The organism is Saccharothrix hoggarensis, assembly GCF_052936025.1.
In genome coordinates this window covers 616,989-640,724 of sequence record NZ_CP193624.1, presented here as the reverse complement: position 1 = coordinate 640,724, position 23,736 = coordinate 616,989, and the positions used below count along the sequence as shown (strand labels likewise).

The window sequence follows — 23,736 nt, the reverse complement described above, 5'->3', positions numbered from 1 at the left end:
ACTGGACCGATGCGGAACAGGTGGGGTCGCCCACTTCCCCCAGACAGCCGACCCCCACCGGCCGCCCACCTAACCCAAGGTGCTCGCGCCTAGGCCCACCGAGTGACAACCCCACCACCCGATCCCCCACCCAGCACCCGGTAGGCTCCCCCACGCGCCCTCGTAGCTCAGGGGATAGAGCATCGGTTTCCTAAACCGTGTGTCGCAGGTTCGAATCCTGCCGGGGGCACTCACCTTTCGCCGGGTGAATCAGGCCCTGAGCAGCGGAAACGCGCTCAGGGCCTGATCTTGTTCCGTCCGGCCGTGTCTGGCCGTGTCCGGCCGATTGCGAGCATTCCTGCCCAATAGCTGCCCAAGTTTGCCTGCGCGCGTGCTACCGCATGGCCTCCAGAATCTTGCGCTTGGCGGCTTCATCGCCGCCGTGCAGGCACTTGGCGTAGACCCGGTACAGCACCTCTACGGAGTGTCCGGCCCACTCGGCTACCCGCGTGGGCTCCACCCCTGCGTTCAGCCAGGTCGAGACACAGGCGTGCCGCAGGTCGTAGGGCCGGCGTGCCAGCGGTCCTGCGGCTACCTCGGCGGTGAACACACACTCTCGGGCGGTCCGCCACACTGCCCCGGTTTCTGGTGAGACATGCTCCGCAGAGACGACGAACGGACCAGTCCAGGGTGAAGAGGCACCGGACGTGGCGCGCTGTCCCCTCCGTGCAGTAGCCGCGACAAACTGAATCAGAATCCGACGTAGGCACGGTAAAGTCCCCAGGTCAGGAAGTGTCTTCCCCGCGCACGCGGGGGTGGTCCCGCGCCGACGACGTCCTGGCCCGCTACATCGCGGTCTTCCCCGCGCACGCGGGGGTGGTCCCGGCTGGACCGCCGGTCTGGCGGAGCTGGAGGCGTCTTCCCCGCGCACGCGGGGGTGGTCCGTACGCCCCGACCGACCTCAACCCCGAGGACGGGTCTTCCCCGCGCACGCGGGGGTGGTCCGGACTGGGCCGACCAGCGCGCCAAGACCTCGACGTCTTCCCCGCGCACGCGGGGGTGGTCCCACCCGGTTCGTGCGCGCCGAGGACTTGCCGGCGTCTTCCCCGCGCACGCGGGGGTGGTCCCACCCGGTTCGTGCGCGCCGAGGACTTGCCGGCGTCTTCCCCGCGCACGCGGGGGTGGTCCCAGCCCGCCGGAGCCGACCGCCGACAGCTGCTCGTCTTCCCCGCACACGCGGGGGTGGTCCGAGGTCGGCGGCCTCGGTCCGGTCACGCGGCACGTCTTCCCCGCGCACGCGGGGGTGGTCCGGCGCGGGGGCGGTTGTCGGTGCTCACTCCACAGTCTTCCCCGCGCACGCGGGGGTGGTCCCGCCTGGCCGGGGCTGTCACGCCAGGTCTCCACGTCTTCCCCGCGCACGCGGGGGTGGTCCGCTCGTCGAGCGAGGCGTCCGGTCCTGGCGCGAGTCTTCCCCGCGCACGCGGGGATGGTCCGCCTGGCGTGGTGTCGCGCGTCTGTTTCGGCGAGTCTTCCCCGCGCACGCGGGGGTGGTCCCCGTGTCCGGCACGGCGGCCTCCAACGCCACCGGTCTTCCCCGCGCACGCGGGGGGTGGTCCTGGAGCCCTGGGAGGCGTACTCCGTCGCCAGGCGTCTTCCCCGCGCACGCGGGGTGGTCCGGACAAGGCGGCCGAGCGGGAGCAGGCGCGACTGTCTTCCCCGCGCACGCGGGGGTGGTCCGGTTAGGGCGGTGCGTCGGTTGCTGCACCACCAGGTCTTCCCCGCGCACGCGGGGGTGGTCCGCCGGCACATCAGGGATGGGGGTCATGGTGTCTGTCTTCCCCGCGCACGCGGGGGTGGTCCGGGAGGGGGTGGGAATTTCGAGCGACGCACCACGTCTTCCCCGCGCACGCGAGGGTGGTCCGAAGCCACGCGCGCTCTTGTCCGGAGCGGTCGAGTCTTCGCCGCGCACGCGGGGGTGGTCCCGGGTCGACGTGCTCCGCCCGGCTCGGCCGGCCGTCTTCCCCGCGCACGCGGGGGTGGTCCGCGATGCGGTTTCGGCCTCGCGCACCTCGCGGCGCCTTCCCCGCGCACGCGGGGGTGGTCCGTCCCAGCCGAAAATGTTGCCCTCGTAGTAGCCGTCTTCCCCGCGCACGCGGGGGTGGTCCGTCGGGCGGGAACTCGGCGGACTGTTCGCGCAGGTCTTCCCCGCGCACGCGGGGGTGGTCCGCACCGCGACGGCTTGCAGCGGGTGCCCGTGCAGTCTTCCCCGCGCACGCGGGGGTGGTCCCAGCGCGTCAACGTCGGTTCGGCCCTGTAGGGCGTCTTCCCCGCGCACGCGGGGGTGGTCCTAGCCCGGTGTCCCGGTGCCGTGGAGCGAATCGGATCAAATCCACTCAGGACGTTTCTGGTCAGGTAGACGACGCGGTGCGATTTGCCCAATAGCTGCCCAAGTTGGCTCTGACCACGTTGAGCGGCGGCACGCCTGCGCAGGTCGGGCACGGTTTCGAACACGGGGGGAGCGCGGTTTCCTAAACCGTGTGTCGCAGGTTCGAATCCTGCCGGGGGCACTCTCCTTTCCCGGGTGAATCAGGCCCTGAGCAGCGGCGACGCGCTCGGGGCCTGATCTTTTCACCCGTGGCCGCCCGCACCCCCACCGTGTGCTGACGCTCGGCACACGCCGGACGCCCCGGTGGTCCTCTCGGAGCGGGCGTATCGCGTGCGCCGTCGACACTGCGGCGTGCCGAAGACCGCACGTTGGCTCGCCCGGCCACCCGCGTCCGCCGTTTACCGCTCACGCCCCGCCGGGGCGACCCGCGGACCATTTCCACCCCAAGGTGGCAACGCTTCGGCTTGACGCACATAGCCCACACGCCGATAGCCTTTGCACGACCGGTCTCCCCCTTGGTGAACCACAGAACACCAAGCTCCGGTCCGTGCGGTCGTCGGGGAACAGGTCCACGCCCCGCGTGACTCCAGGCCTGTTCCCCGCGACGCACCAACAACTCCGGAGTGCATCACCACCAACTGGCGGTTGGCATGGTGCGCTAGGTGAAGTCGGAACCGGCGATCTCGTGCACGCGAGGTCGCCGGATTTTCTGTTGGGTTGGCCAGCAACTCCCGCACTACGTCGGTGGGCGGTCCGCTTTCTGCCGTTGAGCGTTTGCGCCCCACCGGGGCGACCGGCGAGGCATTTCCACCCCAACGTGGCAACGCTTTGGCTTGACGCACATCCCCCACACGCCGATAGCCTTTGCACGACCGGTCTCCCCCTTGGTAAATCACCAAGCTCCGGTCCGTGCGGTCGTCGGGGAACAGGTCCACGCCCGCGTGACTCCAGGCCTGTTCCCCGCGACGCGCCGAGTCGTCTGATCCGCCTTACCGCGACCGCGGTCGTATCGCGGCCAAGCGAGCTTGGTACGGGCCCGAGCGGCGGGAAGTCCCGGTGGCCGTCGCCCGATCGCCCGTCTTTGCAGCACCGGGATTGCAGCAGGCCCCAGGATGAACCGGCGGCCGGCGTCAGGTCTTGCGCTTCAGGCGCCGACCCAGTTCGGCCAGCAGTTGTTGGTCCGTCAGCACGGCCGGGTCGGGGCTGGGCGCTTCCAGGGCGGCCTCCTCCGCCGTGAGCAGGTTGGCCGCGACCGCGACCTCCACCGGACTGACGCCGAGCGCCTTGGCGATCACGCGAACGGTGTCGAAGGTGGGACGCTCGCCGTTGCGCCACCGGGTGTGCGCGCTGCGGTCGATCTTGGTCAGCTTGCTCAGCTGCGCGGGGGTCATTCCGCGGTCCTCCAGTGCGCGCTCGAGCCACTGCCACCAGGTCGAGTCCGCACTCTCGTCTGTGGTCACCGCGCCATCTTACGAGCGCGCACGCAACGCATGTTGCGCACTCCCACCAGGTAGCTCTGACCTGCACGTTGTCCGCACACAACGTGGGTTGCGTGAGGACGGCTCACTGCTAGCGTTGTGGTCACACAACATGCGTTGGGTGCGCACAACACGAGGCTGGCCATGCCGTACACGATCAAGCTCCGCACCGATGTCTTCACCAAAGCCGCGCGGCTCGCCGGGTTCGAGTCGGACTACGCGCTGGCGAAGGCGATGGACGTCAACCGCTCCACGGTCGCGCGCGTCCTGAGCGGCGAGCTCCAGCCCGGTCCCGCGTTCATCGGCGGCGCGTTGACGGCACTCACCCCGATGCAGTTCGACGACCTCTTCGAAGTCGCTCCCACCCGGCGGTGATGACCGCGCAACGCGCCTTGCCCGCGCGACCTCATCAGGACATTGCGCTCACTCCCAGAACAAGCTGACGAGCAGTTGGATCAGCAAGCTGCCGAAGAGCCTGATCCACGGCAGGAGCCCTGATCCCGGTCGATCACGCCGGTGGGGGCAGTCGACCCGGCGGCAACCGGGACGGCGGCACTGGTCGTCGGAAGGGGGATTCGGAGAGGTGGTCATCGGTTCTGCGCACTCTTTTCGCGTCGACGGCTCAACGGACGGGTGGGACGTGGTCGTGATGGAGGAGCTCTTGCCGAGTAGACGCAGCACCTCCCAGCCCACGAACGCCTGACCGTGGTGCCACAGTGGGTTGCGCGTGGTGCCATCGTGATGCCATAGTGGCGTCATGGACCTGACGCCGTACGTCGACAACCTCCGCCGGGCACTGGCCGTCACCGCTGAAGCCGGTGGCGCGGACGCGCGGGAACTGGCCGAACGACTCCTCGCACCGCTGGAGACGGCCGTGCGGTTGACGCTGCTCGAAGCCCTGTCGGCCGCTGCGGACGAGATCACGCGCGACCTGGCGCCGGGGTCAGTCGACCTGCGGTTGCGGGGGAAGGACCCTGAGTTCGTCGTCTCGGTGCCCGATGATGCCACGGAGAGCCACGGTGGTGCCATCGAGCTGCCGCCGGTGGTCGCCGAGGAAGGCGCCGTGACGCGGATCAACCTCCGGCTCCCCGAGCACCTGAAGGTGCGGGTCGAGGAGGCCGCCGGCCGCGAAGGGGTCTCCGTCAACGCGTGGCTGGTGCGCGCCGCGGCGGCCGGGCTCGGGCACGGCGGGCGGGCCACCGCGCAGTCCACGTCGGGGAACCGGGTCACCGGCTGGGTCCGCTAGCCGACCCGCAGCAGGAGCCGACCCGCAGCAGCCGGGCAGCAGCAGCCGGGCGGCAGTAGCCGACCGCGCCACCAGCACGAACACCGAACCGACCCACTCCGAGGGGACAGCCATGCCTTCTTTCGCCACACCCGAACCCATCTCCGCCACGCTCGACGTCGTCGCCGGCCAAGCCCGGGTCACCGCCACCGACCGCGACGACACCGTGGTCGACGTCCGGCCCAGCGACCCCGACAGCGGCCTGGACGTGAAGGCCGCCGAGGGGACGACGGTCGACTTCACCGCCGGCCGCCTCACGGTCAGGACACCGCGGTCCCGCGGCCTCTTCGGCCGCACGGGCATGGTGGACGTCGTCGTGCACCTGCCCACCGGCTCGCACGTCACCGCGCACGGCTCGCTCGCCGACTTCCACGCCGAGGGCGAGCTGGGCGAATGCCGGTTCAAGACGTCCGCCGGCCACATCCGGCTGCACCGCACGGGCGCGCTCAAGGCCTCGACGTCCAGCGGCGACGTGGCGGTCGACCACGCCACGGGTCGGGTGGAGCTGTCGACCGGTTCGGGTGAGGTCCGGGTCGGCCGGCTCGACGGCACGGGCACCGTCAAGAACTCGAACGGGGCGACCCGGCTCGGCGAGGTCACCGGCGACGTGAGGCTGAGCGCCGCCAACGGCGACATCTTCGTCGGGCTCGCCGAGGGCGACGTGCACGCCAAGACCGCCAACGGCCACATCCGCCTCACCGAGGTGGCGCGCGGCTCGGTGGTCGTGGAGACCCAGTCCGGAGGGCTGGAGGTCGGCATCCGCGAGGGCACCGCCGCCCTGCTGGACCTCCGCACGGCCGCCGGCCGCGTGCGCAACGAGCTGACGCCGTCCGCCGGGCCCGCCGAGACGGACGAGCGGGCCGAGGTCCGCGGCCGGACCTCGTTGGGCGACATCCTGATCCACCGCGCGTGACCACAACACCATTGGGGGAGAACAACAATGTGGGACACCCACCCGCGGCAGACCTGGCTGCGCGGAGAACGACCGGACCACGTCGTGGAGTACGACGAGGAGCTGGGTTTCTGGAACGTGCACGGCTACGCCGAGGCGACCGAGGTCATGGGGGACTGGGGCCGCTTCTCGTCCGACGTCACGCGGCTGTTCCCGGCGCCGCCGGACCAGTCGCTGACCGAGGGCAACATCCTCCAGATGGACCCGCCGGACCACCGCGAGCTGCGCCGGCTCATCAGCCACGCGTTCACGCCGAGGGTCGTCGCCGACCTCGAACCGCGCATCGCCGCGCTGACCCACGAGCTGCTGGACGCCGTGCCCGCCGACGGGTTCGAGCTGGTCCGCGACCTGGCCTACCCGTTGCCGGTGATCGTGATCGCGGACCTCCTCGGCGTGCCGAGCAGCGACCGCGAGCTGTTCAAGCTGTGGGTCGACAAGCTGTTCGAGAACACCGACCAGTTCTCCCTCAAGGACGAGGCGCGGCAGCGGGAACAGCTGCGGGAGAACATCGAGAACACCGCGCCGCTGCTGGACTACCTGCGGGAGCACGTCACCGAGCGCCGCCGCGCGCCGCGCGAGGACTTGATCGGCTGGCTCGTCCAGGCCGAAGTGGACGGTGAGCGGCTCAGCGACGCCGAGGTGGTCAACTTCTCCGCCGTCCTGCTGCTCGCGGGCCACATCACCACCACCATGCTGCTCGGCAACACCGTGCTGGCGCTGGACGCGCACCCGGAGCAGTTCGCGGAGGTCCGCGCCAACCGCGCCGCGATCCCGGCGGCGATCGAGGAGTCCTTGCGGTTCCTCAGCCCGTTCCCGGTGGTCGCGCGGGTCACCACCGGGCCGCAGGTGCTCGGGGGCGTCGAGATCCCGGCCGACCAGCTGCTCATGGTGTGGCTGGGCGCGGCCAACCGCGACCCGCGGCAGTTCGCCGACCCGGACGCGTTCGACCTCTCCCGCGACCCCAACCCGCACCTGGGCTTCGGCCGCGGCGTCCACTTCTGCCTCGGCGCGCCGCTGGCACGCCTGGAGGGCCGGGTCGCGCTGGACATCCTGCTGGACCGGTTCCCGCGGCTGCGCACGGACCCGGACCGCCCCGCTGCCTTCCTGCCCTCGCCGAACCTGACCGGCGTGCGGACCCTCCCGCTGCTCACCGACTAGACAAGGGGACGACCATGGCCATCACGGCCACCGGACTGCGCAAGTCCTACGGCGACCACGTCGTGCTGGACGGCCTCGACCTCGACGTCGGGACCGGCACGGTGTTCGCCCTGTTCGGCCCGAACGGCGCGGGCAAGACGACGACCGTGCAGATCCTGTCCACGCTGATCTCCGCCGACGGCGGCCACGCGACCGTCGCGGGCCACGACGTGGCGGGCGACCCCGCCGGCGTCCGGAAGGCCATCGGCGTCACGGGCCAGTTCTCCGCCGTCGACAACCTCCTCACCGGTGAGGAGAACCTGCTGCTGATGGCGGACCTCAACCACCTCGGGCGCCGGGAGGGACGCCGCCGCGCGGCCGACCTGCTGCGCCGGTTCGACCTGGTGGACGCGGCGAAGAAGCCCGCCGCCACCTACTCCGGCGGCATGCGGCGGCGCCTCGACCTGGCGATGACGCTGGTCGGCGGCCCGCGGCTGATCTTCCTGGACGAGCCCACCACGGGCCTCGACCCGCGCAGCCGGCACGCCATGTGGGAGGTCATCCGCGGCTTGGTCGCGGGCGGCGTCACGATCTTCCTCACCACTCAGTACCTGGAGGAGGCCGACGAGCTGGCCGACCGGATCGCCGTGCTGAACGGCGGCCGGCTGGTCGCCGAGGGCACCGCCGAGGAGCTGAAGCGGCTGATCCCCGGCGGGCACGTGCGGCTGCGGTTCGCCGACGCGCACACGCTCGACGTCGCCGCGAAGGCGCTCGGGGCGTTCGGCGGCTCGTCCCGCGACGACGCGAGCCTCACCCTCGACGTGCCGGGCGACGGTGGTGTGCGGCAGCTGCGGGCGCTGCTCGACCGGCTGGACGACGCCGCCGTCGACGTGCAGGACCTGTCCGTGCACACGCCCGACCTCGACGACGTCTTCTTCGCCCTCACCACCGAGAGGACCGGGCAGCGATGAGCACCCTCGCCATCCGCGACACGACCACCATGCTGCGCCGCAACCTGCGGCACGTGCAGCGCTTCCCGCTCATGTCCATCGGCACGATCGGCATGCCGGTGGTGATGATGCTGCTGTTCGTGCACGTCTTCGGCGGCTCGCTCGGCGCGACGCTCGTCGCCGGCGTGTCCTATGTGGACTACCTGGTGCCCGGCATCCTGGTGATGGCCGTCGGCTCCGGCGCGGCGTGGACCGCGGTGAACATGTGCACCGACATGGGCGAGGGCATCGTCGCCCGGTTCCGCACGATGGCCATCTCCCGGTACTCGGTGCTGACCGGCCAGGCCCTGAGCAGCCTGCTGAACACGGCCTGCAGCCTCGCGCTGGTGCTCGGGGTGGCCGTGCTGACGGGGTTCCGCCCGGCGGCCGACCTCGGCGGGTGGTTGGCCGCGGCCGGCCTGCTCGTCCTGCTCACGCTGGCATTCACGTGGCTCGCGATCGGGTTCGGCCTGGCCGCGAAGACGCCCGCCGGCGCGAACACCTCGTCGATCCCGCTCCAGTTCCTCCCGTTCGTCAGCAGCGCGTTCGTGCCGACGGACTCGATGTCGAGCGGGCTGCGGTGGGTCGCCGAGCACCAGCCGTTCACGCCGATCATCGACACCCTGCGCGGGTTGCTCGTCGGCACGCCGATCGGCGACAGCGGGTACTGGGCGGTCGGCTGGTGCCTCCTCCTCACGGCCGTCGGCTACGCCTGGTCGCGTGCGCTGTTCAACCGCGGTCCGTCACGTTAGGTGCTCGTTCGACTACTATGAGGCGATGCGCCCGCTGGCCCCGGCGTCCACCAACTGCTCGGGCGTCCCCCGCACCTGGTCAACGCGTACCTGGTGGAGGACGTCCTGGTGGACGCCGGCACGCCCGCGGCGCGTCGCCGTCTCACCCGCCAGCTCGACGGCCGCAGGCTCGCCGCCCACGTCGTCACCCACGCCCACCCGGACCACTTCGGCGCGAGCCACGCGGTGTGCGACCGGTACGGCGTGCCGCTGTGGGCGGGCCGGAAGGACGCCGAGGCCATCGCCACCGCGACGCCGGTGACCGGGTCCGGCTTCGCGGCGGCCGTGGTGTCGCGGATGCGGATGCCCGCGCCGCACCCCGTCACCCGCGGCCTGGTCGAGGGTGACGAGGTCGCCGGGTTCACCGTGCTGGACGTGCCCGGCCACTCCCCCGGCCACATCGCGCTGTGGCGCGACCACGACGGCGTGCTGCTCTGCGGCGACGTGTTCGTCAACGTGCTGCGCCTCGGCGCGCCGCCGAAGTTCCTCAGCTACGACGACGTGCGCAACCGCGACGCCATGCGCCGGCTCGCCGAGCTGCGGCCGAAGCTGGTGCTGTTCGGCCACGGCCCGCCGCTGCGCGACCCGGACCGCCTGCGTCGCCTCGCCGGGTGACGGGAGCCGCGCGCACTGCGTGCACTGCACGAAGTCGAACGCCTGTTCGATCCGTCCACAACTGGGGACAACCCTGTGGACAACTCCGTTCTTGCTGGTCAGCGCCTTGGCTTTGGCGAGCAGTTCGTCCACGGACCACTGGTCGTAGGCGTGTTGTCCACGCTTCTCCGCGACGACCTCGCCGTTCGGCGCGATGAGGAAGTCCGCGGGCAGGCCGAGCCGGCCGCCTTCCGCCTTGGGCAGCGGACGCCGGCCGCGCAGCACGGGACCGAGGTCGCGGACCACGCCGGCCACCATCGACGGCCAGGCACGCGGGTCGAGCAGGGCGCGGGGCGCCGACTCCACGCCGAACTCCACGTACAGCCGCTTCCCCGGGTCGGCGATCACCGCGAACGGGAGGTCGGCGACGTGCGGCCGGAGCTCGGCGGCGGACGAGTGGAACACGGCCACCTCGCTGATGCCGTGCGCGGCGATCTCGTCGTGACGCCGGGCGACCGACCGGAGGTGCAGGTTGCACACCGGGCAGCCGGCGAAGCGGCGGAACTGGACGTGGACGAGGCGTTCCGGGTCGGGCACGGCGACCGTTCCGCCGAGCACGGACCCGCACTGACGTGCACTGACCTTCACGTTTCCCCCTCAGTAAGCGTGCGCTGTACGCTCACCAACGTATGCGCGTATCTTGTACGCTGTCAAGGCGATGCCACGCCCGAAGTCACTGACCCAGTCGGCGCTCGCCGCCGCCGCGCTGGCCGTCCTCGACCGCGACGGCCTCGCGGGCCTGTCCATGCGCTCGGTCGCCGCCGAGCTGGGCATGGGCACGATGTCGCTGTACCGGTACGTGGCCGACCGGGAGGAGCTGGAGGCCTCGGCCGTCGACCTGATGCTCGCCGAGGTGGACGTCGTGCCGCCGAAGGCGTTGTGGGACAAGCAGATCGCGGTGCTGGTCGAACGGGTCCGCGCCGCGATCGCCAAGCACCCCAACGCCGTGCCGCTCACCATGGCGCACCGGCACCGGTGCCCGAACGCGCTGCGCTGGTCGGAGGCCGTGCTGGGGGTGCTGACCAGGGCGGGCTTCACCGGCGAGGAGCGGGTGATCGCCTTGCGCGCGCTGCTCGGCTACCTGATCGGCGCGACCGAGATGGAGCACCGCAGCCCGTTGAGGGGGCTGGGCACCGACACGATGAGCCGGATGGGCGAGGAGTACCCGCTGCTGGCCGAGACGGCCGCCGCGGCACGGGACATCACCCCGGACATCGAGTTCCGGCGCGGGCTCGACGTCGTGCTGAGCGGTTTGCGGCGGCCCTAGGCAGGGGAAACGCCGCAGCCGGCGGGGGTGGAGCGTGGTGGCCGACGCAGAGGAGCGTGGCGGCCCGCAGGTGGAGCGTGGCGGCCGGCGCAGAGGAGCGTGGTGGCCGGCGCGTATTGCGTGGCGGCCGGCAGGTGGAGCGTGGCGGCCGGCGGGCCGTGGAACCCAGGCCGTGAAACGCCTGGCCGGCGGGCAGATCAAGCGCTGTGGACGGCGCGGAGGCCGAAGCCGACCTCGACCTCCGCGCCGAACGCGACGAACACGGAGTTGCGCTCCGAGCGTGGTGTCGACAACCGGCGCGGAGCCGACTCCCGCTGCGTCTCCAGGTCAGGTTCGCCGATGAGGGGCGTGCGGCCCCTCGACCCGTCCGCCACCGCGGGCGCGGACGGGAAGTCCTAAGTGGTCCGGTCGTCCGGCAGTTCGAGCAGCTCTTCGAGCACGTGGGTCGCGGGGCCGCGGCGGCGCCACGAGAAACGGCTGGGTGCCAGGACGTTCACCTCGTCGGCGGGCATCCGCATCGCGACCGCGTCGTCCTCGGTGTGCAGTCTGACGACGTCGATGACGGCGTCGTGCGCGCGGACGCCCACCACGGCGGCGAGCTCGCCCCTGGCGTCACGCGGGTGGAGGAACTGGAACCCGCGCGCGATCAGCTCCCGGAGCTGGAACGCCGTCCGGGAGACGTGGTCAGTGGAGGAGGTCATCGAACTCCCCGTCCCTGGCCCCAGCCACGAAGGCCGCGATCTCCGCTCGCGTGTAGACGAGCGCGGGGCCTTCGGGGAACCGGGAGTTGCGCATCGCGATGTCGCCGCTGCCGAGGGCGGCGACCTCGACGCAGTTGCCGAGCGCGCCGCTGCGGGCGCTCTTCCGCCACGTCACGCCGGGCAGGTCGGCCGCGGACATCCCGTTGTGAACTGTGCTGGCCATCGACATCACCCTCCGAGCCAGTGATGCATCTGCACGTGCATCTGATTGTGCACAGACGGTAGCAGTGCGTGCGGTACGCGTAAATGCACGTGCAGATGCATGTCGCAAATCTCCCCCGGACGGACGACGAGCTAGAGGGCCGCCCGGATCTTGCCGAGCAGCTGACGGCTGCGATCCGGCGTCTCCGCGTCCACCGTGAGGCGGTCGAAAGCGCGGCTGTAGATCTCCAGCTCTTCGAGTTTGTCCAGGTAGAGCGCGCCGGCCAGGTGTTCGAGGTACACGATGTCCGGCAGGTCGGGCTCACCGAACCGGAGCATCGTGAACGGCACTTCCGCTGCGTAACCGCTCAACGCGAAGGGAACGATCTGAAGGGTGACGGGACCGTCTTTCGTCACGCTGAGGAGATGGTCGATCTGGGCGAGCAGGACGCGGCGGCCGCCGATGGGCCGGTGCAGCACCGATTCGTCGATCACCGCCCACACCCGCGGCGCGCCCGGACGGGACAGGATCTTCTGCCGCTGCATGCGCAACGTGACCCGCCGCTTGATCGCGGGCGTGGCCAGCTCCGGTCTGCCGTGGCTCGCGATCGCCATCGCGTACTCCTCGGTCTGGAGCAGACCGGGCACGTACTGGGTCTCGTAGGTCAGGATGCGGGACGCCGCCTCCTCCAGGCCGACGTAGTCCTGGAACCAGTCCGGCATCAGGTCGGTGTACCGGTGCCACCACCCCGGCGAGTTCGACCGGCGGACCATCTCCAGGAACTTGGCCCGCGCGGCCTCGTCGTTCACCGCGTACATCGTGAGCAGGTCGCTCACGTCGCGTTCCTTCAGGCCGACGCGGCCCAGCTCCATGCGGCTGATCTTGGACTCGGACCCTCGGATGGCGTAGCCGGCGTCCGCGCGGCTGATCTCGGCGGCCTCGCGCAGGCGGCGCAGCTGGGCGCCGAGCACGATGCGCAGCGCGGTGGGGCCGCTCTCCCTCTCCGGCGTGGGCTCACCAGTCGCCATCGCCGATCCTCCCGACCGTCATGCCCGTCCACCCGAACAGCGGTTGCGCCCGGGGAGGGCGAACTCGCATCGTCACTGAACGTACACCCATGATCTTTCCCGGTAGGCCGCACGCGGCCCGCTCCGGCGGCGAGCCCATACGCTTACGCTAAAGCGGACTGTGACGCGGTGCACACACATCACCCTTCTTCCCCCGTAATGCGAGGTCACCACAATGCCGGGTACGTCCTCGGACGCCGCCGCCCCCGTCTACATCGACACCACCAAAGCCAGTATCGCCAGGGTTTACGACGCGTTCCTGAACGGCAAGGACAACTACGAGATCGACCGCGAGGTGCTGCGGCGCGTGCAGCAGGTCGCGCCGGAAGCGGCCACGCTGGCCGTGGACAACCGGAACTTCCTGATCAGGGCCACCCGATTCGTCGCGAGCCAAACGGGTATCAACCAGTTCCTCGACTGCGGCTCCGGTCTGCCCACCGCGGAGAACACGCACCAGGTGGCGCAACGGATTAACCCGGACGCACGAGTCGTCTACGTCGACAACGACCCTGTGGTACTGGCCCACGGCCGGGCGCTGCTGGAGGAGAACGACCAGACGCACTTCTCGGCGGCCGACATCTTCAACCCGCAGGAGATCCTGAGCGACGAGGTCGTGCGCAAGCACATCGACTTCACCGAGCCGGTGGCGCTGTTCCAGCTCGGGACGCTGCACCACTACGACGGCGACGGGCTCTCGCCCGCCGAGGTCATGGCCCAGTACATCGAGGCCCTGCCGTCCGGTTCGTACGTCGCGATCTCGCACTTCCTCGACCCGGAGACCGAGGAGCACTCGGCCATCGCGCGCCGGATGGAGGAGACGTTCCTGCACTCCCCCATGGGCAGCGGGTGGTTCCGGACGCGGTCCGAGCTGCTGGAGCTGTTCACCGGTCTGGACCTGGTCGAACCCGGCCTGGTGATCTGCGCGGACTGGTGGCCGGACGGGCCGCGCCTCAAGGAGCTGGACGCGGTCAGCTACTGCATCGCCGGGGCCGTGGGCCGCAAGCCCTGACGGTCCCGGACGTACGACGGCCTCGTGCCCCGCGGGGGCGGCACGAGGCTTCGTCGCGCGCGATCGTCCTGTTCGGACGGTCCGAGTGGACGGTCCGCGACCCGGTGGTTGCGGGCTCAGCGGTTGAAGAACTCGACCAGGACCGGCACGGTGGCCTGGGGCTTGACCATGTGCGTCTGTCCCGGCAGGACGGTCAGCTCGCCCTGCGGCAACGCCGAGGCCAGGTGCCGCTGCGCGTTGCGCATGTGCTCGGGGCTCTTGCCGCCCGCGATCACCAGGGCGGGCACGTCCGCGCCGGACCAGCGGCCTGCGGGCGGCGGCGTGCCGCGCTGGAACTCGCCGACCAGCGCGAAGTCGTTCGGCAGCGTGTGCGCGACCGCCTTCAGCTTCTTCCACGGCGGCAGCACCTGGAACACCGCGACGACGAGGCCGGGCGTGCCGACGTACCGCATGAACAGCTTCACCGCGTCACCGCGACGCCCCTCCGCCACCGCGCGCTCCACCCGTGCCGGGAGGTCGGCGGGCATCGGGTCGTGCGTGCCGTCGACGACCATCGGCGACTCGTAGATCGCGATCCGCTCGGCGGCCACGCCGCGGTGCGCGGCCTCGGCGACGAGCGTGCCGCCGGACGACATGCCGAACAGCCGCGCCGACCCGCCGGCCTCCTCCACGAGCGCCGCGATGTCCTCGACCTCGCGCTCCACGTCGTACGGCGCGTCGGCGCCGCCGCTGCCGCCCCGTCCGCGCCGGTCGTAGGTGTAGACGGTGAAGTGCCCGGCCAGCGCCTCGGCCAGCTTCGTCGCCGGGCCGAACGCCCGGTGGCACAGCGCGCCGTCCACGATGATCAACGCCGGTCCGGACCCGATGCGCGTGTAGGCGATCGCGGTGCCGTCCTGGGAAACGACCTGTCCCATGATGTCCACTCCCTCAACGCGTCGCAGAGCGCAGCTTCGCCGCGACGGCGGACGCCCACAGCCACCCCACCACGGCGCCGCCGTACAGCAGCACCGTGCCGAACCCCGTGCCCAGGAAGGGCACCGGCGCGAGCGACAGCACGCCCGCCACCACGCTCGCCCGCGCCCACGGCCCCGGCAGCTTCCGGGCGAGCACGAAGAACGACGCCACCAGCGCCGGGAACCCGACGAAGAACGCCACGCCGTGCAGCACGCCGTGCCACGACAGCTCCGCGGCCTGGCCCTCGGGCGCGCCGGCCGGGAAGCCGAACGCCGGGTCGGCCACGAACACCCCGCCGCCGATCATGCCGACCGCGAAGACCGCGACGAGGACGGGCGCCCACGTGCCGATCGCGCCGGTGCGGCGCAGGCCGACCGCCGAGGCGAGGAAGAGCAGTCCACAGAGGACGAAGTTGGCGATCTGGAGCCACCCGCCGTCGCCGAGCGACAGGAAGCTGAACGGGTGCCGGGCCAGGTCGAAGCCGTCGCGGGTGAACGCCTGGGCGAACCCCGTGACCAGGTAGAGCGGGCCCGCGACGACACCGCAGCCCAGGAGCAGCCTGGTGGTGCGGGCGGACGTCGGCGTGACGTCCCCCGCGGGCCCGGTGGCGGGCAGGTTGGTGGGCACGGTGGCGGTCATGCGAGGTCTCCCATCCAGTCCGACCAGGCCCGCTCGTCGCGGCGGTCGTCGGCGAACACGTGGTGCATGGCGATCAGGACGCCGGGACGTCCTTGGAAGAACCGGTACATCGCGTCGGCCGTGCGGATGCCGACCGTCTGCGAGTTGGCGAAGTAGACGACGCCGTCCTCGCCGTCGAGGGTGACGGCGTCGCCGGTCTTCGGTGCGGCGCCGAGGCCGAGCTCGCGGCCGAGCCTCGCCCACGTCGCGGGCCAGTCGGCGACGCGCGGGCCGAAGGCGGTCACCGGTCGCGCGGTGCGGCCGGCGAAGTGGCGCAGGTAGGTGACGAGCGTGTTCCAGAACATCTCGCCGCCCGCGGTCATGGCCTCGAACTCGTCCTCCCAGTCGTCGCCGGGGAGGAAGCCGCTCGCGACCATGCGGAGGACCGTGCTGCCCTGGTCGCGACCCTCGATCAGGAACTCGTAGGACACGAACCGGCCGTCCGGCTCCTCCTCGCCGCCGTACGCGAGGCGCCTGCCGGGCTCCCAGGCCGTGACCGGGTGGCTTGGCGTGTAGGCGTGGAACGCCTGCCGGACGACCGCGCCCGGCTCGACCTCGTTGGAGCCCATGAACCACGAGTCGATGCCGGGGCCGGTGGCGATGGCCTCCCAGACCTGCTCGGGGGTGACGCCGGCCAGCTCGGCCTCGTTGACGCCTTCGAACGCGTGACCCATCGTCACTCCTCCGGGATGCTCGGGTGGACGGCGACGACGATGCGGTGCGCCCGCCCGCCGGCCGCGTCCTCGTCGTGGTACTTGGCGACCAGGCCCGTGACGGCGGTCGCCAGCTCCTCCGCGAACGCGGCGCGGTCGGCCGCCGACGCGAAGCGGACCTCGCCGTCGAGGGCGAAGGTGGCGACCTTCCGGCCCGCCTTGGACGCGCCGGTGAGGAGGTTGCCGACGTCGCGGACCAGGCGCGCGGCGACGGCCAGGAGCCAGCGCGCGGACAGCCGGTCGGGCGAGCGCCCGGGGTCGGGCTGCACGGCGGCCAGCGCCGCGGGCGAGATGACGTAGGACGCCGCCGTGGCCCGCATGACCCGTTCGGTCATGTTGCCCTTGCGGCGCTCCTCGGCCAGCTCGACCAGGCCGTGCTGCTCCAGCGTGCGCAGGTGGTAGTTCACCTTCTGCCGGGGCAGCCCGATCCTCGCCGCCAGCATGGTCGCCGAGCTCGGCTCGGCCAGTTCGGCGAGCAACCTCGCCCGGACGGGGTCCAGCGAGACCTCGGCGGTCGCCGCATCCTCGATCACTGCCACGTCAAGCATGGGAGAACCCTCGCACCGACGATTTCATTTGTCAAGACAAGCGGATTTGTCGGCGGCTCGATGCGAGGAGGTGCGTGGTTGGTGCGCGGCTCGTCAGGGGCGGTGCGCAGGGCGTGGGGAGTGTTCAGCGGTACCGGGCGGGGACGTCAGAAGAGCGGCAGCCGGTCGTCCTGTGAGCGCTGCTCGAAGTCGAGCAGGTGGCGCTTGCGCTCCAGCCCGCCGCCGTAGCCGGTGAGGTCGCCGCCCGACCCCACCACCCGGTGGCACGGCACGATGATCCCGATCGGGTTGCGGCCGTTCGCGAGCCCCACCGCGCGTGCGGCGGACGGCCGGCCGAGCCGTTGGGCCAGCTCGCCGTACGACACGGTCTCGCCGTAGGGGATCTCGCGCAGCGCCCGCCACACGGTCCGCTGGAACGGCGTCCCGACCGGGTCCAGCGCCAGGTCGAACGTCGTCCGCGTGCCGGCGAAGTACTCGGCCAGCTGCACGACCACGTCCCCGAAGGGCGCGGGGTCTTCGGGACCGAACGTGTCGCCGGCGGGCCGGTGCCGCTGGTTCGTCATGTACAGGCCGGACAGCACGCCGTCGTGCGCGACGAGCGTGAGCGGTCCGACGGGGCTGTCGACGGTGGTGTGGCGGGCCGGGGTGTGAGCGGCCGCGGTGTGCGCGCTCTTCGAGGGCTGGGTGGTCGAGGGCATGGGGACGTCCCTTCAGGCGGGCAGCCGGTTGACCGCGTGGTCACCGGTGGCCCAGAGGTGTTGGACGGCGTACGCGCGCCACGGCCGCCACACCTGCGCGCGCCGCACCAGGGCGGCGGGGGTGTCGGGCAGGCCGAGCGCGCGGGCGGCGAGGCGGATGCCGAGGTCGGTGGGGATGAACGCGTCCGGGTCGCCGAGTGCGCGCATGGCGATCACCTCCACCGTCCACGGGCCGAACCCCGGCAGCGCCGCGAGGTCGGCCCGCGCCTTGTCCCAGTCCGCGCCGACGCCGAGGTCGAGCGAGCCGTCGGCCAGCGCCTCCACCAGGGCGCGGAACGCGGTCCGGCGTGATCGGGGCATGGCCAGGAGGGACGGGTCGGCGTCGGCGAGCGCCTCCGGCGTCGGGAACAGGTGGGTGAGGCCGTCGTCGGCGATCGGGTCGCCGAGCGCCCGGACGAGCCGCCCGGCGTGGGTGCGGGCGGCGGCCGTGGACACCTGCTGGCCCAGCACGGCGCGCACGGCGAACTCGGCGGGGTCGACGGTGCCCGGCACGCGCCGGCCGGGCGCGGCGGCCACCACGGGTGCGAGCAGGGGGTCCCCGCCCAGCTGCTCGTCCACCGCGACCGGGTCGGCGTCGAGGTCGAGCAGGCGGCGGCAGCGGGCGATGGCGATGGACAGGTCGCGCAGGTCGCTGAGCGCGAGTCGGCACGCCACGTGGTCGGTCTCCGGGCTCAGCGCCACGACGGCGTGCCCGTGCGGCAGCCGCAGGGTGCGCCGGTACGCGCCGTCACGCCACTCCTCCACGCCCGGCACGGCGGTCGCGGCGAGGTGGCCGAACAGGTTGTCGGGCCGCAGGGGCGCCCGGAACGGCAGGCGCAGCGACAGGACGCCGGGCACGTCGGGGGCGTGGCGGGCGGGCCGGCGGCGGGTGCGCAGCCCCGTCGGAGACAGGGCGAACACCTCGCGCACCGTCTCGTTGAACGCCCGCACGCTCGCGAACCCGGCGGCGAGCGCGACCTCGGCCATCGGCAGCGCGGTGGTCTCGATGAGGAGCCGCGCGGTCTGCGCGCGCTGCGCCCTGGCCAACGCGAGCGGTCCCGCGCCGAGTTCGGCGAGGAGCAGCCGTTCGACCTGCCGGACGCTGTAGCCGAGGCGCGTGGCGAGGCCGGGCACGCCGTCGCGGTCCACGACGCCGTCGGCGATGAGCCGCATGGCCTTGGCGACGGAGTCGGCGCGGTGGTTCCACAGCGGCGATCCGGGACTGGCGTCGGGGCGGCACCTCTTGCACGCCCGGAATCCGGCTTGTTGGGCCGCAGCCGCGCTCGGGTAGAACCGCATGTTCTCGACCTTGGGCGGAGCAACCGGACAACTCGGGCGGCAATAGATCCGGGTGGTCAGGACGGCGGTGAAGAACCACCCGTCGAACCGGGCGTCTTTCGACCGCACGGCCCGCGCACAACGTTCCGCGTCTTCGTGCACCGCACCAGCATCGGTCAGCGGCCGGCTCGTTCGCCGGCGGAAATGCGACATGGAGGAAAACACCGCCCGACCGGTCGCGCCACACGGCGTTGTGCGGCACTTTCCGGGCGGACGCCCGCCCGGCGGACGTTTTCCGGGCGAGCACGTCCCCGGCGACGCCGGCCCGGCCGACCGGTCGGCGGGCCGGCGGGCACCGGCCTAACCGGGCAGCGGAGCGGCGAGGCGGGCCAGCAGGTCCAGCCGCACCTCGGCCCGGTCGTGGCCGTGCGCGTCGATCACCGTGCGCAGGATCGGGCAGACCCGTGCTTCACCGGCACACTCCCGGTCCTCACGGGCCGTGACCGGCGCCCGGCCGGTCCGCCCACGATCAACCCCGGTCGGCATGACAGGTCGCCGCACCATTCCACCGGCCGGGCCGGTTGGGTGCACAACGCTGAGAAGACCCCCAGGACCCCTCAGCGACGAACGCTCTGCCACTCGCGGTAGTTGTCTGCGAAACCACTTTGACCGGTCCCTTCGCACAACTTGACGACGTCACCGGAACGTCCTGGGCAGCTTGGCAGCGCAAGTCGTTAGGGTGGACTGCCCGGACCTACACCGGTCGGCAAATGACCTGTTCACGCGCTCACATCCGGTTTTCCGGTCCGGAACACCGGACTTCGAGGAGGCACGCCGCGGATGGCTGGTTCCGGTCAGGGGTCAGGTCCCCGCGCCGTGTTCGCGGAGCGGTTCGCGCTGCTGTACGCCGAGGCGGGCGACCCGCCGTTGAAGCGGGTGACGGAGTCCGTCAGCCGCGCGCGGCGCACCGACGAGCGCGGCCGACCGGTGCGGGCGACCGCCCAGCGGGTCAGCGACTGGCGTCGCGGCCGGAACGTCCCGGCCCGGTTCTCGGCACTCTCGGTAGTCCTCGAAGTCCTCATCGGCGAGGCCCGCAAGGCACGTCCGCAGCCCCCGGCGGCCGGGTTGTACGACCTCGACGCGTGGCGCGCGCTGTGGGAGGAGGCCCTGGCGAGCCCGGTGTCGTCACCGGAGGACGAGGACCCGCCGAGCTCCGACGAGATCGGCGTGTGCCCGTACCGGGGATTGGCCGCGTTCCAGCCCGAGGATTCCAGCTGGTTCTTCGGCCGGGAACGCAGCACCGCCGCGTTGGTGTCTCGATTGGGCAGTGCCGCGGAAACCGGCGGAATCGTGATGCTGGTCGGCGCTTCCGGCGCCGGCAAATCGTCATTGGTGCGCGCCGGCGTGATTCCGTCCATTCGGGACGGCGCGTTGGCGCTGGAAGGTTCGACGAATTGGCCGGCGGTCGTCATCACGCCCGGCGCGGACCCCGTGGCGGAATTGGTCCGGGAGATCCCGGAATTGTCCGACATCATGGACATGGCGCTGACCCTGGACGGGATGGACCAGGACCTGGTGTCGTCGGGGCACGGCCCGGACACGTTCCTGGGGCAGACGCTCATGGGCGTGCTGCGGTTCGCCGCGCAGATCCGGGCGGCGTTCGCGGCCTACGCGGAGCGGCACGGCGGCGACCGCGTGGTGGTCGTGGTGGACCAGTTCGAGGAGGCGTTCACGCTGTCCTCGGACGAGAACCGGGTGCAGGTGTTCGTGCAGGCGCTGCACGTGGCGTGCACCCCGGCGATCCCCGGCGGGACGGCGCCCGCGGTGGTGCTGGTGGGCGTGCGGGCCGACTTCTACGGCCGCTGCCTGGCGTTCCCGGAGCTGGCGGACGCGTTGCAGGACCGGCAGATGGTGCTGGGCCCGATGACGTCGGCCGAGCTGCGGGAAGCGGTGTCGCGGCCCGCGAAGGCGGCGGGCCTGCAGCTGGAGCCGGGGTTGATCGAGCTGATGCTGCGCGACCTCGGCGTGCGCAGCGGGCGGGCGCAGGCCAGGGCCGGCCAGGGCGCGTACGACGCGGGCGCGTTGCCGCTGCTGTCGCACGCCCTGCTGGCCACGTGGCAGCGGCGGCAGGCCGGGAAGCTGACCATCGCGGGCTACCGCTCCGCCGGCGGCATCCAGGGCGCGGTCGCGGCGACGGCCGAACGGGCGTGGGCCGACCTCGCGCCCGCCGCCCAGCTGGCCGCCCGGCCGCTGCTGCTGCGGCTGGTGCGCGTCGGCGAGGACACGCAGGACACCCGTCGCCGGTCCACCCGGCACGAGCTGGTCGACCAGGCGGCGAACCGGGCGGCGGGCGAGGAGGCGCTGGAGGTGCTGGCCCGCGCCCGGCTGGTGACGCTCGACGCGGGCTCGGTGGAGATCACCCACGAGGCGCTGCTCCAGGCGTGGCCGCGGCTGCGCAGCTGGATCGACCAGGACCGGGAAGGCCAGCTGCTGCGGCAGCGGCTTGAGGAGGACGCGGCGACGTGGGCGGGCCAGGACCGCGACTCGTCGCTGCTCTACCGGGGCGCTCGGCTGGAGACGGCCCGGCACTGGGCGGACGCGGCCGGACCCGAGGGCCTGACCGGCACAGCGCAGGACTTCCTGGCCGTGTCGATGCAGCACCGCAGACGGGCAGCGTGGGGCAGACGGGCCGCCGTGGCGTGCGTGGTGGTGCTCGCCCTGATCGCCGCGACCGCCGCCGTGGTGGCCGTGCGGCAACGTGACGACGCCGTGTTCCGGCAGGTGGTGGCGGAAGCCGACCGGCTGCAGGAGAGCGACCCGTCGCTGTCGGCCGAGCTGACCATGGTGGCGCACCGGATGCGGCCCGAGGACCGCGACGTGCGCACCCGGCTGCTGTCCACGCAGACGACGCCGCTGGCGATGCCGCTGCTCGGGCACACCGGACCGGTGTACCTGACGTCGTTCTCGCGCGACGGCAAGACGCTGGCCACCGCCAGCTACGACCAGACCGTGCGGCTGTGGGACCTGCGCGACCGCGACCACCCCAAGCCGCTCGGGTCGCCGCTGCCCGGCCACCGCAGCTGGGTGACGTCGGCGGTGTTCAGCCCGGACGGCCGCACCCTCGCCACCGCGGGCGACGACGGCACCGTGCGGCTGTGGGACGTCACCGACCCAGAACGCCCCCGTTCGCTGGGCGAGCCGCTGACGGGCGGCAACGGCACCATCTACCTGCTGGCGTTCACCCCGGACTCCCGGACCCTGGCCACCGCCAACGCCGACGGGACGGCCCGCCTGTGGGACGTGACCGACCCGTCCCGCCCGCAGCGGCTCGGCGAACCGCTCGGCCGGCACACCGGGCAGGTGCGGTCGGTGGCGTTCAGCCAGGACGGCGCGCTGCTCGCGACCGGCGGCGACGACCGGACCGTCGTCGTGTTCGACGTGCGCGACCGGACCGACCCCAAGCCGGTCGGCGGGCCCATCACCGGCTTCGACCACACCGTGCGGTCCGTCGCGTTCAGCCCGGACAACCGGGTGCTGGCCACCGGCAGCGAGGACCACGGCGTGCGGCTGCACGACATGACCGACCCGGCGTCGCCGCGGCTGCTGGGCCGTCCCATCACCGACCACACCGAGGGCGTGTGGTCGGTGGCGTTCAGCCCGGACGGCCGCGTGCTCGCGTCCGCGAGCGCCGACGGCACCGCCCGGCTGTGGAACGTCACCGACCCGGCGCACCCGTTGCCGCTGGGCAGACCGATGTCCGGGCGCAACGGCATCATCTACGCGGTCGCGTTCAGCCCGGACGGCCGGACCCTCGCCACCGGCAGCCACGACTCCTCCGTGCGGCTGTGGTCGATGCCGCACGGGGTGCTCGTCGGGCACGCGGCCCGCAGCATCGGCCCCCGCTTCACGCCGGACGGGCGGCGGCTCGTGTCCGGCAGCGAGGACCAGTCGATCCGGGTCTGGGACACGAGCGACCCGCACGACCCCCGGTCCAGCGCGGTGGTCACGCACGGCGCGCCCGTGTGGTCGCTCGCGCTGAGCGAGGACGGCCGGACGCTGGCCAGCGTCAGCGACAAGATGGTGCGGCTGTGGGACTTCGGCGACCCGGACCGGCCGGAGCCGCTCGGCGAGCCGATCGAGCTGGGCACCCGGTACAGCTCGCCGGTGGCGTTCCGGGGTGACGGGCAGGTGCTCGTCACCGGGCACGACGACGAGTCCGTGCAGCTGTGGGACATCCGCGACCGCACGCGGCCCGTGCGGCTCGGCGGGCCGCTCGTCGGGCACGAGGGGTACGTGCACTACGCCGGGTTCACGCCGGACGGCGCCACGCTCGTCACCGCCGGCGCCGACAAGACCGTGCGGCTGTGGAACGTCGCCGACCCCGGCTCCGCCCAGCCGCTCGGGCACCCGCTGACCGGGCACCACGCGGCGGTGCGGGGCGGCGACATCAGCCCCGACGGCCGCACCCTCGCCACCGCGAGCGACGACCGCACCGTCCGGCTGTGGGACCTGACCACGCCGAACCGCGCCAAGCAGCTCGGCACGCCGCTCACCGGTCACGTCGAGGGCGTCGTGCTGGTGGCGTTCAGCCCGGACGGGCAGATGCTAGCCAGCGGCAGCGAGGACGGCACCGTCCGGCTGTGGGACGCGCACGACCTCCAGCGCGCCGCGCCGCTCGGGCAGGTGCTCAGCGGGCACGACGGGTCGGTGCGGGACATCGCGTTCAGCCCGGACGGCACCATGCTCGGTTCCAGCAGCTCCGACAGCACGGTTCGCCTGTGGGACCTCGACCTCCAGCACGTGATCGACCGCATCTGCACCAAGACGATGGGCGTGCTGCCGGAGGAGAAGTGGGCCGAGCACCTGCCGCAGCTGGAGTACGAGCCGCCCTGCCCCTGATCGCGCACCCGGCAACGCGTCCGGCAACACAT

Annotated in this window: 22 protein-coding genes, 1 tRNA gene, 1 pseudogene and 1 CRISPR repeat array; of the genes and pseudogenes, 11 read left to right on the top strand and 13 right to left on the bottom strand. The window is 72.3% G+C overall.

Annotation, left to right across the window (positions count from 1 at the left end):
• The first annotated feature begins 156 nt into the window (after positions 1-156).
• Positions 157-229, top strand: a tRNA-Arg gene (locus ACRAKH_RS03225).
• Between the two features lie 144 nt (positions 230-373).
• Here ACRAKH_RS03225 and ACRAKH_RS03220 read toward each other — a convergent pair.
• Together ACRAKH_RS03220 and ACRAKH_RS03215 are read right to left on the bottom strand one after the other, a co-directional pair.
• On the bottom strand, positions 374-589 hold the full coding sequence (locus ACRAKH_RS03220) for a hypothetical protein (protein WP_380723386.1): 216 nt from the start codon (positions 587-589) through the stop codon (positions 374-376).
• Between the two features lie 184 nt (positions 590-773).
• Positions 774-2,327: direct repeats of the CRISPR family, unit length 28 nt; unit sequence GTCTTCCCCGCGCACGCGGGGGTGGTCC.
• Positions 2,328-3,495: 1,168 nt separating this feature from the next.
• Positions 3,496-3,825, bottom strand: coding sequence for a helix-turn-helix domain-containing protein (locus ACRAKH_RS03215; RefSeq protein ID WP_380723385.1), 330 nt, complete (start codon positions 3,823-3,825; stop codon positions 3,496-3,498).
• Positions 3,826-3,987: 162 nt separating this feature from the next.
• On the opposite strand from ACRAKH_RS03215, the gene ACRAKH_RS03210 reads away from it, so the two are divergent.
• The 7 genes from ACRAKH_RS03210 to ACRAKH_RS03180 all read left to right on the top strand — a co-directional run bounded on the left by ACRAKH_RS03210 (position 3,988) and on the right by ACRAKH_RS03180 (position 9,612).
• Complete coding sequence (locus ACRAKH_RS03210; RefSeq protein ID WP_380723384.1) at positions 3,988-4,218, top strand: transcriptional regulator; 231 nt, start codon at positions 3,988-3,990, stop codon at positions 4,216-4,218.
• A gap of 382 nt (positions 4,219-4,600) precedes the next feature.
• Positions 4,601-5,089: a hypothetical protein gene (locus ACRAKH_RS03205; protein ID WP_380723383.1), complete on the top strand. Its 489-nt coding sequence runs from the start codon at positions 4,601-4,603 to the stop codon at positions 5,087-5,089.
• Between the two features lie 112 nt (positions 5,090-5,201).
• A complete protein-coding gene (locus ACRAKH_RS03200) occupies positions 5,202-6,041 on the top strand; it encodes a DUF4097 family beta strand repeat-containing protein (protein ID WP_380723382.1) in 840 nt (279 codons plus the stop codon).
• A 27-nt stretch (positions 6,042-6,068) separates the two neighbouring features.
• Positions 6,069-7,238, top strand: a complete 1,170-nt coding sequence (locus ACRAKH_RS03195; protein WP_380723381.1) for a cytochrome P450 — start codon at positions 6,069-6,071, stop codon at positions 7,236-7,238.
• A 14-nt stretch (positions 7,239-7,252) separates the two neighbouring features.
• The gene (locus ACRAKH_RS03190) at positions 7,253-8,188 is read left to right on the top strand and encodes an ATP-binding cassette domain-containing protein (protein WP_380723380.1); all 936 of its coding nucleotides are present in this window, start codon (positions 7,253-7,255) and stop codon (positions 8,186-8,188) included.
• Positions 8,185-8,958 (top strand): ABC transporter permease, encoded by a 774-nt coding sequence (locus tag ACRAKH_RS03185; protein ID WP_380723379.1) that lies wholly within the window; start codon positions 8,185-8,187, stop codon positions 8,956-8,958. The genes ACRAKH_RS03190 and ACRAKH_RS03185 overlap by 4 nt, the downstream gene beginning before the upstream one ends.
• A 54-nt stretch (positions 8,959-9,012) precedes the next feature.
• On the top strand, positions 9,013-9,612 hold the full coding sequence (locus ACRAKH_RS03180; RefSeq protein WP_380723392.1) for an MBL fold metallo-hydrolase: 600 nt from the start codon (positions 9,013-9,015) through the stop codon (positions 9,610-9,612).
• Between the two features lie 210 nt (positions 9,613-9,822).
• On the opposite strand, the pseudogene ACRAKH_RS03175 reads toward ACRAKH_RS03180, so the two are convergent.
• Positions 9,823-10,056: pseudogene (locus tag ACRAKH_RS03175) on the bottom strand (AhpC/TSA family protein); the annotation flags it as partial.
• 253 nt (positions 10,057-10,309) lie between these two features.
• On the opposite strand from ACRAKH_RS03175, the gene ACRAKH_RS03170 reads away from it, so the two are divergent.
• Positions 10,310-10,918, top strand: coding sequence for a TetR/AcrR family transcriptional regulator C-terminal domain-containing protein (locus ACRAKH_RS03170; protein ID WP_380723378.1), 609 nt, complete (start codon positions 10,310-10,312; stop codon positions 10,916-10,918).
• A 395-nt stretch (positions 10,919-11,313) separates the two neighbouring features.
• On the opposite strand, the gene ACRAKH_RS03165 is transcribed toward ACRAKH_RS03170, so the two are convergent.
• The 3 genes from ACRAKH_RS03165 to ACRAKH_RS03155 form a co-directional block, all read right to left on the bottom strand.
• Positions 11,314-11,619 (bottom strand): hypothetical protein, encoded by a 306-nt coding sequence (locus ACRAKH_RS03165; protein ID WP_380723377.1) that lies wholly within the window; start codon positions 11,617-11,619, stop codon positions 11,314-11,316.
• On the bottom strand, positions 11,603-11,842 hold the full coding sequence (locus ACRAKH_RS03160) for a DUF397 domain-containing protein (RefSeq protein ID WP_380723376.1): 240 nt from the start codon (positions 11,840-11,842) through the stop codon (positions 11,603-11,605). Before ACRAKH_RS03160 ends, ACRAKH_RS03165 begins: the two co-directional genes overlap by 17 nt.
• A gap of 131 nt (positions 11,843-11,973) precedes the next feature.
• Positions 11,974-12,849, bottom strand: a complete 876-nt coding sequence (locus ACRAKH_RS03155; RefSeq protein WP_380723375.1) for a helix-turn-helix domain-containing protein — start codon at positions 12,847-12,849, stop codon at positions 11,974-11,976.
• Between the two features lie 214 nt (positions 12,850-13,063).
• Between ACRAKH_RS03155 and ACRAKH_RS03150 the strand changes: the two genes are divergently transcribed.
• On the top strand, positions 13,064-13,897 hold the full coding sequence (locus ACRAKH_RS03150) for an SAM-dependent methyltransferase (RefSeq protein ID WP_380723374.1): 834 nt from the start codon (positions 13,064-13,066) through the stop codon (positions 13,895-13,897).
• A 116-nt stretch (positions 13,898-14,013) separates the two neighbouring features.
• On the opposite strand, the gene ACRAKH_RS03145 is transcribed toward ACRAKH_RS03150, so the two are convergent.
• The 7 genes from ACRAKH_RS03145 to ACRAKH_RS03115 all read right to left on the bottom strand — a co-directional run bounded on the left by ACRAKH_RS03145 (position 14,014) and on the right by ACRAKH_RS03115 (position 19,351).
• Positions 14,014-14,811 carry an alpha/beta fold hydrolase gene (locus tag ACRAKH_RS03145; RefSeq protein ID WP_380723373.1) on the bottom strand — a complete coding sequence of 266 codons (798 nt, stop codon included), beginning with the start codon at positions 14,809-14,811 and terminating at the stop codon, positions 14,014-14,016.
• Positions 14,812-14,824: 13 nt separating this feature from the next.
• On the bottom strand, positions 14,825-15,490 hold the full coding sequence (locus tag ACRAKH_RS03140; RefSeq protein ID WP_380723372.1) for a DUF998 domain-containing protein: 666 nt from the start codon (positions 15,488-15,490) through the stop codon (positions 14,825-14,827).
• Positions 15,487-16,203 (bottom strand): SRPBCC family protein, encoded by a 717-nt coding sequence (locus ACRAKH_RS03135; protein ID WP_380723371.1) that lies wholly within the window; start codon positions 16,201-16,203, stop codon positions 15,487-15,489. The genes ACRAKH_RS03140 and ACRAKH_RS03135 overlap by 4 nt, the downstream gene beginning before the upstream one ends.
• Before the next feature lie 2 nt (positions 16,204-16,205).
• Positions 16,206-16,790, bottom strand: a complete 585-nt coding sequence (locus ACRAKH_RS03130; RefSeq protein ID WP_380723370.1) for an ArsR/SmtB family transcription factor — start codon at positions 16,788-16,790, stop codon at positions 16,206-16,208.
• 146 nt (positions 16,791-16,936) lie between these two features.
• The gene (locus ACRAKH_RS03125) at positions 16,937-17,488 is read right to left on the bottom strand and encodes a methylated-DNA--[protein]-cysteine S-methyltransferase (RefSeq protein WP_380723369.1); all 552 of its coding nucleotides are present in this window, start codon (positions 17,486-17,488) and stop codon (positions 16,937-16,939) included.
• Between the two features lie 12 nt (positions 17,489-17,500).
• Positions 17,501-18,967, bottom strand: a complete 1,467-nt coding sequence (locus tag ACRAKH_RS03120) for a DNA-3-methyladenine glycosylase 2 family protein (RefSeq protein WP_447009610.1) — start codon at positions 18,965-18,967, stop codon at positions 17,501-17,503.
• A 198-nt stretch (positions 18,968-19,165) separates the two neighbouring features.
• Positions 19,166-19,351 carry a hypothetical protein gene (locus ACRAKH_RS03115; protein WP_380723367.1) on the bottom strand — a complete coding sequence of 62 codons (186 nt, stop codon included), beginning with the start codon at positions 19,349-19,351 and terminating at the stop codon, positions 19,166-19,168.
• A gap of 294 nt (positions 19,352-19,645) precedes the next feature.
• Between ACRAKH_RS03115 and ACRAKH_RS03110 the strand changes: the two genes are divergently transcribed.
• Positions 19,646-23,704 (top strand): nSTAND1 domain-containing NTPase, encoded by a 4,059-nt coding sequence (locus ACRAKH_RS03110; protein ID WP_380723366.1) that lies wholly within the window; start codon positions 19,646-19,648, stop codon positions 23,702-23,704.
• The last annotated feature ends 32 nt before the right edge of the window (positions 23,705-23,736 follow it).